Annotated in this window: 11 protein-coding genes; 5 read left to right on the top strand and 6 right to left on the bottom strand. The window is 70.9% G+C overall.

Annotated features, from left to right (window positions below):
* Positions 1-32 precede the first annotated feature (32 nt).
* Positions 33-1,613 carry a WXG100 family type VII secretion target gene (locus tag ABD385_RS07790; protein ID WP_344574260.1) on the top strand — a complete coding sequence of 527 codons (1,581 nt, stop codon included), beginning with the start codon at positions 33-35 and terminating at the stop codon, positions 1,611-1,613.
* A gap of 88 nt (positions 1,614-1,701) precedes the next feature.
* Positions 1,702-3,027, top strand: coding sequence for a S8 family peptidase (locus tag ABD385_RS07795; protein WP_344574261.1), 1,326 nt, complete (start codon positions 1,702-1,704; stop codon positions 3,025-3,027).
* Between the two features lie 211 nt (positions 3,028-3,238).
* Here ABD385_RS07795 and ABD385_RS07800 read toward each other — a convergent pair whose 3' ends face one another.
* On the bottom strand, positions 3,239-4,246 hold the full coding sequence (locus ABD385_RS07800) for a WXG100-like domain-containing protein (protein ID WP_344574263.1): 1,008 nt from the start codon (positions 4,244-4,246) through the stop codon (positions 3,239-3,241).
* A 191-nt stretch (positions 4,247-4,437) separates the two neighbouring features.
* Complete coding sequence (locus ABD385_RS07805; protein WP_344574264.1) at positions 4,438-4,767, bottom strand: WXG100 family type VII secretion target; 330 nt, start codon at positions 4,765-4,767, stop codon at positions 4,438-4,440.
* A 385-nt stretch (positions 4,768-5,152) separates the two neighbouring features.
* On the opposite strand from ABD385_RS07805, the gene ABD385_RS07810 reads away from it, so the two are divergent.
* Positions 5,153-5,632 (top strand): hypothetical protein, encoded by a 480-nt coding sequence (locus ABD385_RS07810; RefSeq protein ID WP_344574266.1) that lies wholly within the window; start codon positions 5,153-5,155, stop codon positions 5,630-5,632.
* Positions 5,633-5,809: 177 nt separating this feature from the next.
* Here the strand turns inward: ABD385_RS07810 and ABD385_RS07815 are convergent, their stop codons facing one another.
* The 3 genes from ABD385_RS07815 to ABD385_RS07825 all read right to left on the bottom strand — a co-directional run bounded on the left by ABD385_RS07815 (position 5,810) and on the right by ABD385_RS07825 (position 10,247).
* Positions 5,810-6,859, bottom strand: a complete 1,050-nt coding sequence (locus ABD385_RS07815) for an SUKH-4 family immunity protein (protein WP_344574267.1) — start codon at positions 6,857-6,859, stop codon at positions 5,810-5,812.
* A complete protein-coding gene (locus ABD385_RS07820; protein WP_344574269.1) occupies positions 6,856-9,057 on the bottom strand; it encodes an ATP-binding protein in 2,202 nt (733 codons plus the stop codon). Before ABD385_RS07820 ends, ABD385_RS07815 begins: the two co-directional genes overlap by 4 nt.
* Positions 9,058-9,845: 788 nt before the next feature.
* Positions 9,846-10,247, bottom strand: a complete 402-nt coding sequence (locus ABD385_RS07825) for a hypothetical protein (RefSeq protein WP_344574271.1) — start codon at positions 10,245-10,247, stop codon at positions 9,846-9,848.
* Between the two features lie 238 nt (positions 10,248-10,485).
* Between ABD385_RS07825 and ABD385_RS07830 the strand changes: the two genes are divergently transcribed.
* Complete coding sequence (locus ABD385_RS07830; protein WP_344574272.1) at positions 10,486-10,794, top strand: hypothetical protein; 309 nt, start codon at positions 10,486-10,488, stop codon at positions 10,792-10,794.
* Positions 10,791-11,588: a WXG100 family type VII secretion target gene (locus ABD385_RS07835; protein WP_344574273.1), complete on the top strand. Its 798-nt coding sequence runs from the start codon at positions 10,791-10,793 to the stop codon at positions 11,586-11,588. Before ABD385_RS07830 ends, ABD385_RS07835 begins: the two co-directional genes overlap by 4 nt.
* Before the next feature lie 108 nt (positions 11,589-11,696).
* Here the strand turns inward: ABD385_RS07835 and eccCa are convergent, their stop codons facing one another.
* Positions 11,697-15,656: a type VII secretion protein EccCa gene (gene eccCa / locus ABD385_RS07840; protein ID WP_344574274.1), complete on the bottom strand. Its 3,960-nt coding sequence runs from the start codon at positions 15,654-15,656 to the stop codon at positions 11,697-11,699.
* Positions 15,657-15,778: the final 122 nt, after the last annotated feature.

Genomic DNA, 15,778 nt, shown 5'->3' on the forward strand with positions numbered 1-15,778 from the left:
ACCGGTAGGTGTAAGGAGAAGGGGGCCCACTGATGGGTGGAGACGCGGGCAGTGCGCCCACGGGTGGCAACTCGTGGGAGACGTTCACAACGAAGTTCAACAGCCATGACCTGGACGGCCTGAAGGGCATGCTGGACGGTGCCAACGTTCAGCAGGTCCGGGACGTGGCCCAAAACTGGCAGGACCTCCACGACCAGCTGGTCGGATCGGGCGATGGTGGAGGCGGAATCCAGAAGCGGTTCAACGACGCCGTGACGAAGGTGATGGAGTCCTGGCACGGCGACACGGCGGAGAAGTTCTACAAGCGCGCCCAGGAGATCAGCCAGAACTTCAGCTCGGGTGCTCCCTACGCCTCGCACACCGCCCAGGTGATGGGGATGGCGGCGCAGGACCTGCAGAAGGCCGTCGACAAGGTCAAGCCCGTTGACGACGGCTGGAACTGGGGCGACGACGTCTGGGGCGAGATGCCCTGGTCCGACCAGATCGACGACGACGACCTGAACAAGGTCCTCAACCAGGGCGCCAGCACGCAGGGCGTCCTCGACGCCAACAAGGACAACCTGTCCGGCCACCAGACGAAGCGACTTGAGGCCGCGGTCGCGATGGAGAATCTGGGGACGGCTTATGTGGTGCGGGCGTCGGGGCTTAAGCCGCCGACGGCGGGTGGCAAGCCCGGTAACGGGAGGATCGACGATCAGATCCGTGACCATGATCCCAGCAACGGATTGTCCACGATGCCCATGCCCATGCCCATGCCCGGCATGGGTGGGCCGGGTGTCGGGGGCGGCGGGGGCGGCGTAAAGATCCCCACACGAGGCATGAAGGCCGCGCCCAAGATGCCCGAGACTCCCAAGATGCCGGACCAGCCCGGCATCAGCGGTGGGCTGGGTCAAATGAAGCCCAACACGCCCCCTGTGACGACAGGTCTGGAGGGTCTCCAGGGCGGTGGCCCCGGTGGCCCTGGTGGCCTCAAGATTCCAACTGCTGGCGGCCCTGGTGGCCTCGAGGGTGGTCCCGGCGTTCACGTGCCCAACGGAGGCGGCCCGAGCGGCGGCATGCCGGGCATTCCCGGTGGTGGCATGGGCACTCTGAAGTCCGGGCCGGGCGGATTGAAGGGCGTGTCCGGTGGCCCGGGCGGTGCGAAGGGCACCTCGGGTGGCCCGGGCGGTGCGAAGGGCACCTCGGGTGGCCCGGGTGCTCCTGGCGGTGCCCGTGCTGGCCGGCCGGGCATGCCGGGCATGGGCGGTGCTCACGCCGGTGGTGCCGGAAAGGGCGGAGGCGGCCGTGGTGGCGGCGCTGGCGGCGCCGGCGTCGGTGGTGCCCAGGCGCGACAGAAGGGCGGAATCATCGGCGCGTCCGGTGGTAAGGCCAGTGCTGGTGGTGGCGCTCAGGGTGGTTCGGGCCTGCACCGTAGCCGCGGTGGAACCGGTGCCGGCACCACGAACAACGCCAGCGGCGGACGCCGTCCGGCCGGCATGATGGGCGGCGCCCACGGTGCCCACGGAGGCAAGGGCGAGGGCAAGGGACAGAACGGCAACCGTCCCGACTACCTCGTGGAGGACGAGGAGACCTGGACGCCGGAGCGTAATGTGGCTCCCCGGGTCATCGAGTAAGAACGGCCGGACAAGCAATCGGCAGACACGCTTGGGGCCCGTAGCTCTCGGGCTGCGGGCCCCAGTTCTGTGAGGAAGGTGTAATGGCATGAGCTTCACGCGGACGCTGCGTGCGGTGGGCGGCGCGGCAGTGGCGGGGGCGCTGCTTTTTGGCACCGCGTCGGTTGCTTCGGCGGATCAGATGAGGAACGACCAGTGGCCACTGCAGAAGTTCGACGCTGAGTCGGTCTGGAAGGTTTCGACGGGCAAGGGCGTTACGGTCGCCGTCATAGACGATCCGGTTGACGGTAGCCATGCTGACCTCGTAGGAAACGTACTCCCGGGGAAAAGCTTCATTGATGGGGGTACAGCGGATCACGCATATCAGCAACGTGCCCACGGCACGGCCATGGCGTCGCTGATTGCTGGGCACGGGCATGGTCCCGGCGGGTCAGACGGGGTGAAGGGGCTAGCTCCCGACGCCAAGATCCTCCCGGTGGGAACCGATGAGGGGAGTTCCGACTTCTCGGAGCCTCTCCGATACGCCGTAGATCAGGGGGCGAAGGTCGTGAACATGTCCTTCGTCACCGGTAGCTCTGAACTGACGCCGCTGGAACAAAAGGCTGTCGAATACGCCCGACAGCATGATGTATTGCTCGTAGCAGGCACGGGTAATGACGGCGTCGGCACTCCAGCGTATCCAGCTGCGGCGCCCGGTGTGCTTGCGGTCGGCGCGGTAGATAGCCACGGATACGTGTGGGACAAGTCAAACTTTGGCCCGTACGTTAAGCTCCTTGCGCCTGGGGTGCGTATCAGGTCTGCGAGCCCAGTGGTGGACGTTAACGGCAAATACCGTTTGGCCAACGGCACTTCCGACTCCACTGCCTACGTCTCCGCCACCGCCGCACTCCTCCGTTCCAAGTTCCCGGATCTGACTGCTGGGCAGATCGCCAACCGGATGATCAAGACGGCGGGCATTCCGGTGGACATGCCGGACATGAAGCTTCCGGACCAGCACTACGGGTACGGCTTCATCAAGCCGTTGAGTGCCCTGACCAAGGACGTTCCCGCCGGTCCCAAGGACGGGCCGTTCCCGGCTCTGAGCGGTGGCGGTGCGTCGTCCGACCCGTCCAGCGCGGCCGGTAACAACGGCGTCGACCCGAAGATCCACAGCAGCAAGGGCCTGAGCCCCGTCGCCATCATCGGCATCGTCGGGGGCGTGCTCGTCGTCCTCGTCATCGTCCTCGTCGTGGTCCTGGTGGCCAAGAAGAAGCGGAACGGGCCGCCGCCCGGTGGCCCTGGGGGCTTCGGCGGGCCGGGTGGTCCTGGAGGGTTCGTACCGAATCCGCAGGGGCCGCAGGGGGCGTACCAGCAGCGGCCTGGTGGGCCCGGTTCGTACCCGCAGATGCCGCCCACGCAACCGCCGGGTCGCTGAACGTACGAGTGAGTCAGTGACGACGGAGTAGGCGTCGGGGCCCGCAGCCGGAAGGCTGCGGGCCCCGTTGTCTGTGGTGGACCGGGTCGGGCCGACTCTGCGCCGTGCCTCCGGTGCGGGAGGGCGAAGGCCACGCCGGATGCCCTCGCCTCCGTGGGACGGTGTGGAGACGAGGGCATCCGGCGTGGGTGTGAGTGAGCGGTGGTGCCCGTCACCCGAAGACGTTGCGGACCTGTTCGCGGACGGTGTCCTTGGCGCTGTCGGTGACCCCTTGGTGGCGGGTGGCGGCGCCGCCGGTGCGTTGGTCGACGTGCTTCTGGGTCTGGTCGAGGCCGCGGTTGGTGAGGTCGTCCCGGGCGTGGTCGATGTACGTCTTGGGGTTGGTGAGGTCGTCGGCGCCCTCTTTGAGCCCGTCGACGTATTCGCCGGCCTTGTCCTTGGCGATGTCCGCGGTTTCGTCCAGCTTGATGCCGTCGCGTTCGCCGAAGTGGGTCTCGATGCTCTGCTCGGCGACGTTCTGGGCCATTTCCTTGCCGGCCTCGGTCGCCTTCTCCTTGGCCGCGTCGACGACCTTTTCCTTGACGGTTTCCTTGACCGTTTCCTTGATCTGCTGCTTGGCGTAGTCGGTCGCCACCTTGCGGGCTTCCTTGGAGACCGCCTTCTTCGCCATCTTCTTGACGGCGTCCATGGTGGCGTGCTCCATGGCCTTGGTGGCGGCCTGCATGACCTCCTGCCGGATCTTGGCGAGGATCTGGCGGACGATCACGCGAGTCGCTTGGGTGGCGCCCGCCGCACCGACCTCGGACAGGCCGAAGGTGAAGGGCGCGGCGGCCTGGGCCGCGATGATTTCCGCGGCCAGCATGACGAGTTGGACGATGACCGCGATTTTGCCGGCCAGTACGGCGACGGCGGCCGCGTCGAAGGCCAGGGCGATCACGTCGGCGGCCGCGGCGGCGTCGCGGAGGTAGTTGTCACCGCCGTCGCCGGAGCCGTTGAACGCGCCCCATTCGTGGGAGAAGCCCTCGACGGCCTCGCCGGAGTTGGCGGAGAGCACCTGATTGGCTGCCGTGGCGCCCTGGGAATTCGTGTTGTTGACGGATTCGGCGAAGTTTCGCCAGGCCGACGCGCATTCGTGGAGCTTGTCCTCGTCCGCGTCGGGCCAGTCGTAGCCCAGAAGATTCAGAATCCAGACGAGCTCGCCAGGCAGCTGCAAAGACACAGTGTTCGTCCCCCGTGCGGGTGTGGCCGAAATCGGCGTAGTGGTAAGGCGAGGCGGTGGTGGGGAAGCAAGGAACCGGAGGCGGGCGGTGGGGCGGCCGGGGTGTCGGCGCAGGAGGGATCGACCGGAGCCGAGGTGGGCGCCCGGATGCTGCGGGGCCCCGCCTCGGCTGAAGGGTGGTCGGACCTGCGTCAGACCATCGGGCGGCCGACCGCGCTGATGACGTGGACGCCCTGCTCGTCGGATTCGGTGTACGAACGGGCCATGTCCTGGAGTTTGTCGCCGATGCCCTCGAGGCGTTCGCCGAGGGAGTCCATCGACTTGAACATGCCGTCCTTGATCGGGGTGTAGATCGTCTCGAAGGCGTCCCCGAAGTCACAGTTCTCCCAAGGGCTACCGAGCCCTTCAAGATCATCCTGGAGTTTCTTCGAAGCCTTGGAGAAATCGCTTCCGATGTGGACGAAGGCGTCGCCCTGCGTCTTCAGTACATCAGGATCGACATCAAATGCCTTGCCAGCCACCACTGCCCCCGTTTGACGATGTGTTCCGCGTCTTGCTCATCACGCCTAACGCTCCCAGGTTAGGCGATCTGAGTGCGGGCGTGTCAAGGCGAGTGGAGTCGCGGCGGTTGGCGCGGCCGGTCAACCGGGTTGGCTTTCGCGGGAATTGAGCAGGCGTCTGGAATCGGCGAAATCCTTGGAATTGGGAAAGGGTGGCGGAATTGTGAGAATTTGGGGGTGGTGGAGTGGGGGCGGGTTGCGGCTCCGGGGATACGGTCCGGGACGGCGGCGGGGTGCGTCAACGGTGGGCCGCGTCAAAAAAGCTGGTGGGGAGGGGTGGAGGGAGGCGGCTCGGTGCGGGGGACGGGCGCGGGTGGCCGCTCGGGCTCCCGTAGCATTCCCGCTCATGGACGCAGCGGGGAGTGAGCAGGCCGACGAATCCCTTTCCCAGCGGGTGGGGGAGGGGTCGGGGGGCGCCGCAAGGGTCAAGAGTGACGCCAAGGTTGACGCCGAGGCGCCGGCCGGGGGCGGAGTCGGGGGCGACGTTGAGGGCGAGGGTGAAGTCGAGGACGGCGCCGAGGGGGACGGGCGGGTCGGCGAGGAGGAGGGCGTCGAGGGTGAACGGGACCGCGTCGGCCTGACGCCTCGTCAGGCGCGGCGGGTGCGGGTCGTGCTGGCCTCGGTGATGATGGCCGCGATGGCCGTGCTCCTCGTGGTGCGGCTGGCGTCCCGTACGTCGGTGCTGGTCGTCGGGGTGTACGGGGCGGCGCTCATACTCTGCGGGATCGTCATCGAACTCGCCCGCAACGGGCGTACCCGGCTCGGTACTTGGCTGCTGGTGTGCGGGCTCGCGGCAGCGTTCGCCGCGGACTGGCTGCTGCCCTGACGCACGAGGGCCCGGGGGCTCGTCGCCAGGAGGCCCGTTCGTGCAGCGAGGGCGCCGTGGTGCGATGCGTCGCACCCACAGCGCCCTCGGGCGTATGGCGGGGGAAGCGTCCCCTGGAGCCGGGCGAGCCGGCCGAGTTGGTCGGCCGGCCGTTTCTGTTGGCTGCCGCCCTTGGGCCTAGAACAACCCGTGCCACATCTGCTCGGTCACCAGGGACCACCAGTTGTCGGGGTCGTCCAGGGACCACGCGTCGAGGGCCACGAGTTGTTCCTGGAAGGCGGCTACCGCGGTGCCCGCGGCGTACGGGTCCAGGCCCGCGAGCTGCCGGCGTGCGGTGACCAGGAGGGTCAACGAGCGCAGGTAGGCGGCGAGGGAGCGGTTGACGAAGCGGGCGCCGCCGGTGCTGGGCTGGACGGCCCACAGGGTGCCGAGCTGGTTCGGGTCGTCCTCCGGGGCGGTGCACTGCACGGCGAGGGCGTAGAGGCCGTCGGTGCCGATGCGGACGTACCCGGCGAGGATGTCGAGGACCTCCGGCCGGGCCTGCGTCCCGGCCCCCCGGAGGTGGGTGGAGACGTCCGCGAACAGTCCGCCGGTCGGCGGTGCGGCCGGGTCGTCGGCGGTGAAGAAGTACGGGACCCGGGCCGGCAGGCCGGCCTCGGTGAGGGTGGTCCGGGTGTCCTCGGGGAGTTGGGTGGCGGCGAGCGCTCCGGCGTCGGGGCGGCGCACGCCGTCGGCGCCGAAGACCTCGGTGAGATGGGCGCCGAGGTCCGCGGAGGGCAGCGCCGGCGCGGGGGCGACGACCCGCGGGGCGGGGGTGCGGTGCGGCTGGGGCGGCGCCTGGCGGCCCGCGAGCCGGTGCATGGTCTCGACCTGCTGGACCAGGCCGGCGATGCCCGCGGCGCGCTCCTCGGGGCTCGTGCCGTACTCGGTGGTGCAGGAGAACGCGGCGTTCGGGAAGGCCCGCAGGACGAAGTCGCCGGTGTAGCCGCCGGGGAGCATCGCCGGCCGCAGGTCGGTGTGGACCGCGCGGACCGCGGCGCCGTCCACGCCCAGCCGGCGCAACTCGTCGAACAGCTGGTACTCGGCGGGCGGCAGGCCGGGCCGGGAGACCTGGGCGAGGCTCGTCTCCTCGCCGGTGGAGGGGTCGAGGTAGGTCGCCACGGCGGTGTTGCCGGGGCCGGTGACCGGCGGCTGGGCGGGGGTGCCTGCCTGCGCCTGGGTGTTCACGAGTGGTCTCCTTCGGGGCCGTGGGGACGGCCGTGGGCGGCGGCGTCGGCGGAGGTGGTGCCGGCGGGCTCGGTGGCGGCCTGGGTGGGTGCGGCGGCCTGGGCGGGGACGGTGGGGGCCGCGGCCTCGGTGGTCGCCGCGGCCGGGGCCGGTGCCGGCGCGAGGATCTGACGCGCCGTCACGCCTCGTTCGGTGGCGACGACGAGGACGCCCTCGGGCGTGAGTTCGGCGTCGCGGAACGGGGAGTCGGAGAGCAGCGCGGTCACCACGTCGCCGCTCGCCCGGTCCCACACCCGGAGGTAGTCGGCGCCCCGGCTGAGGCCGTACGGGGCCGCGGCCCGCTCCTCCTCCGACGGGCGCAGCACCTGCGCGGGGTCGGCCTCGACGTAACCGGGGCGGAGCAGGTCGTGCAGGAGGAGGGCGGTGGCGGTGGACGGCGGCTCGGCGTCCGCCGACGCCTCGGGCTCCGGGCGGTCCGTGCCCGGCACCGCCTGGGAGCCGGGGGTGCCCGCCGGGACGACCAGCGCGGCGACGGGACGGCGGCCGGTGCCGGGGGCCGCCGGGTCCGACTCCTCCGTGGCCGGCAGGGTGCCGGCCGTCACCGAGGCCACGCCCGCCAGCGGCAGGCTCCACAGGGTGCGCCACGGCAGCTCCAGACCCAACCCGTGCAGGGCCTCGGCGTACGGCTGGAGGTCGTCCTCGACGAACGCGGTCTCCAGGAGCGCGGCGCGCATGTCGGCCGGGGCCCCGGAGCGGGTCAGCAGGGGCGCGGTGCGCAGGTACGTCCGGGCCGGAGCGCCCAACTGGTCGAGCGGCACGGCCTCGATGGCGGTGCGCAGCGTGATCGGGTCGGCGTACGTGAACAGGCCCGGATCGACGAGGAGTTGGGGGAGCAGGCCGGCGTCGAGGGTGTGTCCGGCGAGGTGGTCGCGGACGTAGCGGTCGGCGCGCGACCAGTCCTGTTGGGGCACCGCCTCCAGGAGCGCCATGGCGATCCTGGTCTGGGTGTCCCGGGGGTCCGGCAGGCCCGAGCGGATCTCGGCGGCGAGGGCCGGGTGCGTCAGGCGGATCAGCGTGCGGGTCGCGGGCTCGGCGTCCGCCGCGGGCCCGGAGGCCCCGTTGTTGTCCTCGTCGTCGTCCTCGTCCTCGTCCACGGGGGCTTCCACCGGCTCCACGAACGGCGCGGCCAGCAGCATCCCGTCGGCGATGACCCGCCCCATGTCGCGCCCCGCGACGGCGTCCGCCAGCGGGCGCCACAGCTCGACCGGCAGCCCGTCGCCCTCGGCGAACGCCAGCGGGGCCAGCATCTGCCGGAGCGTCTGCGGATCGGCGCCCAGGCGGCGGGCGTGCAGGTCGAGGACGTCGCCGACGGTGGCGGGCAACTGCGCCTCGTCCTCGGGGTCGAACCCCTCAGCGTGGGTGCACAGCGACTGGACCGCCAACTGGACCGTCAGCCGATTGCCGTCGGCGCGCCGGGCGAGCGCCTCGGCGAACTCCCGGCGGTCGGCCGGGTCGGTGGTGAACGGCAGGTCGGGGGCGCCGGCCTCCGGGTCGAGCGCCGTCTCGGCGTGCAGGACCAGGCCCTCGGGGTCGGCCCACTCGGCCTCGTCGAGGTCGATCACCTGGACCTGGCCGCTCGGCAGCGCGCCGGCCAACTCGGCGGCGAGCTCCCGGGGGACGTCGGCCAGCAGGTGCACCGTCGGCGTCGCGGCGAGCGGCGCGAGGAGCTCGCGCACCAGGCGGGCCGGCTCGCCCGCGGCGCGCACCGGGCCGGCCCGGTCCACATCCGGGACGACGATCGCCAACGGCTCCTCGCGGGCGCCGAGTTCGGCGAAGACGTCCGTCGCGCGCCCGGCGGCCAGGTCGAGGTGGTCGGCGAGCAGCCACAGCACCTGCGCCGCCGTCAGGCCCCGGACGTCCGGCACGACCGGCGCCGGGAGGTCCGGGGGGACCGTCGCCGGGTCCAGCTCGTCCACCGGGAGTTGCTTGCGGTACTCGGGGTCGCACAGCATCAGGAAGCCCGCGACCACGCGGGAACGTCCACTACCGGGGTTGCCGGTGAGGACGACGACCCGTGGTGCGCCCGGCCACCGCATGCGCCAGGCGGCCAGCGCCCGGAGGGCGGCGCTGCGGCCGCCGATGTACGGGTGCGGCGCGTATCCGGCCGCCGCGCCGGCTGCTTCGCCTGAGGCGCTCATGACTTCCTCGTCCCCCATCTATCCCGCCTCCACTTCCGTGGATCCTGCGTGTACGGGATAGATCCTATGATCCGGGCCGGGCGGGTGGGACGTTCGAGGGGCGGCTGTTCCGGAACTGGCACACAGGAGCGTGCTGCCCACGGGAGAAAAGAGAAGTGCGGCGCGGGGTGGACGGGGGCCCTGAGCCTCCCGGGGCGAGCGGTCCGGGGAACGACAAATCCGCTCCAACTGATCGACCTGCCCTCTTCGTCCTCTCCATCGCACCCTCCTTACCCGCTTATTTCCGTTTGGTGATTTCCGCGTGGTGTCGGGCTCTTGTCCGACCTGTTCTTTTACGGGATGTTCTTTCCCGGCCTGTGGTCGTCGGGCCCGTTGATCTCCGCACGGTTCTTGTCCGGACCGTTGTAATCCGAGGCACTCCGATGTGCTCCGAGGTACTCCGCCGTACTCCGACGCGTTCTCCGACGCGTTCTCCGACGCGTTCTCCGACGCGTTCTCCGACGCGTTCTCCGCCGGGGCGTCCGGGGCGTCCGGGGCGTCCGGGGCGTCCGGGGCGTCCGGGGCGTCCGGGGCGCCCGGCGGTGCCCGGCGGTGCCGTCCGGCTGTCATTCCCCGCACGCCTACGAACGCAACGATCCGCCCTCCCCGGCCGTCGCACCGGCCCGGGAGGGCGGATCGTCTTCCTGCTTCAGGACCTCCGGTCCCGGCCACCCGCTGCGCGGCCTCCGCGCGGGCCGGGGGCCGGGCACGGGCCCGGGCCGGTGGGGGCGCCGCGTCGCGCCGGAGGGTCAGCGGTGGCCGCGGCCGCTGCCACGGCGCGGGCCGGTGACGAGGTTGAGGCTCGGGCCGTCGCGCTCGGCGCGCTCGCGGTCCTCCTCGGCTTCCTGCTTCTTCTGCCACTCGGCGAACTTCGCGCGGGACTCCTCGCGCTCGTCCATGGTCTGGTTCTCGGCGTCCCGCCGGATCTTGTTCAGCCGGTCGCCCAGCGCGTCCATGTAACCGGGCGTCTCGATGGCCTCCTTCATGCCCATCCGACCGGAGAGCACTTCCTTGGCCATCTCCTGGAGCTTGCCACCCACATTCGGGTTGTCCGCGAGCACCTTCAGTGCCTTGCGCAGACGGTGCGCCTGCTCAGGATCCTGGGCGACGTCCATCAGGTCCTCGTCCTGGATCTGCCGCTCTTCGTTCATGTCTGCCCCCTCGTACGTGGTGGCACAGCAACCGCGCGTGCTGCACCGGCGTCCTGAGTGTAATGACGGAAGTGAACGGGTCGTCAAGGCGGGGTTGTCGGTATTGCCGCATATTGCTCCGCGTCCCTTACGCGCTGCACACGCAAGCCACTCCGCGAGGGGCTTCCGGGCTATTGCCGGTGTGCTAGACCTGGAGTGATGTTCAGCAGGTTGCTGTCATTCAATTCGGGGAGAAATGATGTCCGATGAAGTCCGGCTCAGTACCGAGGCGTTGCACAAGCTCGGTACGACCTTCGAGAATCGTGCGGAAGAACTGAGCCGGCAACTGAGCGCATTCAGACGGTGCGCGGACGCCGAGGCGCTCAGGGACGGTTTCGGCAGCGACGAGGCGGCCCGGCCCTACCGCGAACTCTTCGAGGAGGCCGAGCGCGCCCTGGCCCAGCTCCAGCAGCGGCTCGCCGCGGTCGGCGGCGGCATCAAGGAGACCGTCGCCAACACCCAGGCCGCCGAGGACGAACTCGTCGAGATCATGCGGAGCACCAGGTGACCGAGCCACGACGCAATCCCCACGCGCTGCACGAGGCGGCCGCCGGTTGGCGGGACATGGGCAAGCACCTGGACGGACTCGTCCGCGACCTGGACCGGCACGTCGGCACCGCCGCCGCGGCCGACTGGCACGGCCCGGCGGGGGAGGCGTTCGCCGGCGAGTGGCACCAGCTGAAGCGCTCCGTCGACGAGTCCCTGCCGGCCTTCGAGCTGGCCGCCGCCGACCTGGACGAGGCCGCCGCCGCGCACTCCACCGACAGCGCCGGCCAAGACCATGCCGCCTCCGCCGCCTCCGCCGCTCCCGCGGGCGGCGCGCAGAACGCCACCCAGTCGTCCGGCCGGGACATGGCCTACGGCTTCATGGCGCTGGGCCAGCTCGCCAACGGCCTCGGCGGCGCGTTCGGCAAGCAGGGCCGGGGCGGGGGCGGCCAGAGCCAGGCCCCGCAACTGCGGCACCAGTGGGACTCCTCCACGGCCGCCCACGGGCCCGACCCGTTCGACACGCCCCGGGACGGCGCGGCCGCCACCCGCGGCGGTGAGGGCATCGCCAAGGGCGTCCGGACCAACCCGGCCGAGGCCCAGCGCGCGGCGGACGAGCAGGAGGCGAAGGACGCCGCCCGGCAGAAGGCCGCCGCGCAGCAGACGGCGGCCGACAAGGACGCCGAGAAGGCGGCGGACGGGGCCGGGGACGAGGCGGCGGGGCACGCCCCCGGCGCCGGGGCCGACGCCGGCCCGGCCGACGGCGCGGACGCCCCGCCCGGTCCGAACGTCACCCAGCACGGCGCCTTCGGCTGACCGCACGGCGACGGCCACCACGGGCCGGCCGGCCCGGGACAACGGAAGACGGCGGTGGGGCGCCCCTCCTGAGAGGGACGCCCCACCGCCGTCGTTGCGGGTCGGCCGCTACTGGCTCTTCAGCGGCAGCAAGCCCGTCTGGACCAGCTGCGCCCCCCGCTTGCGGGTGATGAACATGCCTCGCCCGGGCGTCAGCTGCTGACCCTTGGTGTTGCCCATCAGCGGGCCCTCGGCCGGGTCGGCCGACAGGATCAGACCCTGCGCACCGAGCTCCTTGGCGCGCTGCATGACCGGCTCGAACGAGGACCGGCCGGCACCCGAGGAGCTGCGCGCCAGGATCAGGCGCAGACCCAGGTCACGGGCGAACGGCAGGTACTCCAGCAGCGGCTGGAGCGGGTTGCCGCTGCTGGTCGCCACCAGGTCGTAGTCGTCGACGATCACGAACGCGTCCGGCAGGTCGTACCAGCTGCGGTTGCGCAGCTGCTCCGGCGTGACGTCCGGACCCGGCATGCGCCGGCCCAGCGAACCGGCCAGTCCGGTGATGACCTCCTGGAGCTGCGGGCCCGCCGCACAGTACTTGTACACGTGCGAATCGGGGACCTCGCCGAGCAGCGCGCGCCGGTAGTCGGAGACCACGATGAGCGCCTTGTCCGCCGGGTACCGCTCCGCGATCTGCTGGCTCAGCAGGCGCAGCAGCGACGACTTGCCGGACTCGCTCTCGCCGTAGATGACCAGCAGCGGGTCGGTCTCGAAGTCGATGAACGCCGGGGACAGCGTGGTCTCGTCGACACCGATCGCGATGCCGTGCTCCGGGTAGTCGCCGCCCCGGGGCAGCTCGCTGGCGTGCAGCAGCGTCGGCAGCATCCGGACCTTGGGGGCCGGCTCGCCCTGCCAGTGCTCGTTGACCGTCTGCACCAGGTTCGCGACACCGTCGCTGAGCGTCTCGGGGTCGCTCATCCCGTCCAGGCGCGGCAGCGCCGCCAGGAAGTCGAGCTTGTCGGGGGACAGACCGCGGCCGGGCTTGCCCATCGGGACGTTCTCCGCGCGCTTGCGGTCGAACTCCGACTCCATCGGGTCGCCCAGGCGCAGCTCCACGCGGTTGAGGAGCTGGTCGCGCAGTGCGGGCCGCACCTCGGTGTAGCGCGAGCCGGCGATGATGAGGTGGATGCCGAAGCCGAGGCCCCGGCCGGCGATGTCCAGGACCACCGGGTCCATCTGCTCGTAGTCGGTCTTGAACGTGCCCCAGCCGTCGATGACCAGGAAGACGTCGCCCCACTTCTGGTCGGGGAAGGCCCCCGCGGCCCGCCGCTGGCGGTACGTCGCGATCGAGTCGATGCTGTTCGAGCGGAAGAACTCCTCGCGCTCGTTGAGGATGCCGACGACCTCGGAGACCGTACGGCGCACCTTCTCGGCGTCCAGACGCGAGGCGACGCCACCGACGTGCGGCAGCCCCTCCAGGCTCAGCATGCCGCCGCCACCGAAGTCGAGGCAGTAGAACTGCACTTCGGCCGGGGTGTGGGTGAGCGCGAACGAGGAGATGGCGGACCGGATCAGCGTCGACTTGCCGGACTGCGGACCACCCACGACCAGGCCGTGACCGGCACCGGCGGAGAAGTCCAGGTACATCACGTCACGCCGCTGCTCGAACGGCTTGTCCACCAGCGCGACCGGCACCACGAGCTTGCCCAGCGCGGTGTACTCCGGCGCGTGCACGCCCCGTTCGGGGGTGACCGCGAGGGCCGGCAGCAGCTGGTTGACCGTGGGCGGCTCCTCCAGCGGCGGCAGCCAGACCTGGTGGGCCGGCGGGCCCTGGCCCTGCATCCGCTGGACCATGACGTCCAGGACGGTGTCGGCCAGCGCGTCGTCGATCTCCGGCTCGGCCGCCTCGACGGCGACCGGCTCCTCGATGATCTGCTCGATGACCGGGGCCGCCGTGAACGGCACCGGCATCCGCATCGACCGGCCACCGCCGGTGCTGCGACCGCCGCCGCCCGGACCGCGGTAGGTGCCCGACACGTACGCGGCCTTGAACTGGACCATCGTCTCGGTGTCGTACTTCAGGATGCCGGAGCCCGGGACGTTCGGCAGGTGGTAGGCGTCCGGCACGCCGATCGCGGTCCGCGACTCGGCGGCGGAGAAGGTCCGCAGGCCCAGCCGGTAGGACAGGAAGGTGTCCAGACCGCGCAGCTTGCCCTCTTCCAGACGCTGCGAGGCGAGCAGCATGTGCACGCCCATCGACCGGCCGATGCGGCCGATCTGGATGAACATCTCGATGAAGTCGGGCTTGGCGGCGAGCAGCTCGGAGAACTCGTCGATGATCATCACCAGCGACGGCAGCGGGTCCAGCGGGGCGCCGGCGGCACGTGCCTTCTCGTAGTCGGTGATGTTGGCGTAGTTGCCCGCCGAGCGCAGCAGTTCCTGACGGCGCTGGAGCTCACCGGTGATCGAGTCGCGCATGCGGTCGATCAGGGTGACGTCCTCACCGAGGTTGGTGATGACCGCCGCGACGTGCGGCATCTCCGACATGCCGGTGAAGGTGGCGCCACCCTTGAAGTCGGCGAGGATGAAGTTGAGGGTCTCCGAGGAGTGCGTCACCGCGAGCGCGAGCACCAGGGTGCGCAGCACCTCGGACTTGCCGGAACCGGTCGCACCGACACACAGGCCGTGCGGGCCCATGCCCTGCTGCGAGGCTTCCTTGATGTCCAGCATGACCGGCTGGCCGTCGCGGTCGACGCCGATCGGCACCCGCAGCCGCTCGGACAGCGTCCGGGGCCGCCAGGTGCGCGAGACGTCCAGCGAACCGGCGTCACCGATGTTCAGCAGGTCGGTGAAGTCCAGTGCGGACAGCAGCGGTTCCTCGCCGTCCGCGCCCGAACCGGCGCGCAGCGGGGCCAGCTGGCGGGCCAGCGCCTCCGCCTCGGGGATCGACAGGGTGTCGCACGCGCCGTGGTAGACGGCGCCGCTCGCCGACTCCAGCACCAGCTTGCCCGGCGACACCTGGACGGCCAACCCGCCGCGGATCTCCTCCAGGTCGCCCGGCACGATCTCCAAGATGGTGACGCCCTGCAGGCCCTCGGCCCCGGCGATCACCGAGTCCATCGGGACGTCGCCGCCGTCCAGCACGACGACGACGTGCGGGGTGTCGGTCATCGGCTGGCCCTGCGGGTTGAACCGCGGGCGGCCGTCCAACTCGTCGGCGAGCAGCTCCTCGACCTCACCGAGGTCGCCGACGACCAGCCGGCGGGTGCCGGCACCGTCGGTGGACGCGTCCTGGACCTGCGGCAGCCACTTGGTCCACTCCCACTCGGCCTGCGCGCCCGGCGCGGCGACGACGGCCACCACCAGGTCCTCGGGCGAGTGCAGCGTGCACAGCTGGGCGACGAGGGCGCGCGAGGCGCCGTAGACGGTGTCCGGGTCACCGGAGACCGTCAGGTGGTAGAAGGCGCGCAGCGACACCGCCAGCGGGAGGTTCTCCAGGTGGCCGTGCTTGTCGAGGAACTCCTTCATCGCGTGCGCGGTCAGCGGCTCCAGCTCGTCGACCGGAGCGGTCTCCGGCGCCCGCAGCGGGGTGGCCAACTGCTGCGGCCCCAGTCCCAGGCGCACTTGCGCGAAGTCCGGGTCGTTCGCCCGGCGTTCCCACACCCGCTTGCCCTCGGCCACGACGGACCACAGTTGGCTCGGGTCGGGATGGGTGAACAGCTGCGCGTCCCGCTGCCGGCGCGCGGTGCGCCGCACCTCTTTCCGCTTCTGCGCGAGGTACTTGAGGTAGTCCTGGCGTTCCTGGACCATCTGCCCGGAAGGCCCCTGGCGGGCCTTGACGATCTGCATGATCGCCATCGCCAGTGTGGAGGCCACCATGAAGCCGCCCATGATCTTCATGAACGGCTGGTTCCCCATGAACAAGAAGCCCGCCGAGGACGCCATGCCCATCATGGGCATGAAAGTCATCAGCAAGTTCTCGGGCTCTCCCTCGCGGGGAAGCTCCGGAGGCGGCTCAAGTACCACCTCCTCCGAGGGAACTTCAGGTGGTAGCGCGCGGGGCGGGCGCTTGACGATGACAACGCTCACCGAGGCATCAGTCCTTCATGCATCTCGCAGTCTCGGACCGCCCCCGTTGGATTCGACGGTCCCCCGAGCCAAGTCCTTGGCCCGACGCAGGCGTTGATCCTACTGTTAGGCGTCAAGTCAAG

This window comes from Streptomyces lunalinharesii (assembly GCF_039532155.1).
Classification (GTDB): domain Bacteria; phylum Actinomycetota; class Actinomycetes; order Streptomycetales; family Streptomycetaceae; genus Streptomyces; species Streptomyces lunalinharesii.

What these genes read in the sequence shown, in the direction of transcription:
- ABD385_RS07790 (WP_344574260.1), top strand. Translation starts at nt 33, where the DNA reads ATGGGTGGAGACGCGGGCAGTGCGCCCACGGGTGGCAACTCGTGGGAG.
- ABD385_RS07795 (WP_344574261.1), top strand. Translation starts at nt 1,702, where the DNA reads ATGAGCTTCACGCGGACGCTGCGTGCGGTGGGCGGCGCGGCAGTGGCG.
- ABD385_RS07810 (WP_344574266.1), top strand. Translation starts at nt 5,153, where the DNA reads ATGGACGCAGCGGGGAGTGAGCAGGCCGACGAATCCCTTTCCCAGCGG.
- ABD385_RS07820 (WP_344574269.1), bottom strand. Translation starts at nt 9,057, where the DNA reads ATGAGCGCCTCAGGCGAAGCAGCCGGCGCGGCGGCCGGATACGCGCCG.
- ABD385_RS07825 (WP_344574271.1), bottom strand. Translation starts at nt 10,247, where the DNA reads ATGAACGAAGAGCGGCAGATCCAGGACGAGGACCTGATGGACGTCGCC.
- ABD385_RS07830 (WP_344574272.1), top strand. Translation starts at nt 10,486, where the DNA reads ATGTCCGATGAAGTCCGGCTCAGTACCGAGGCGTTGCACAAGCTCGGT.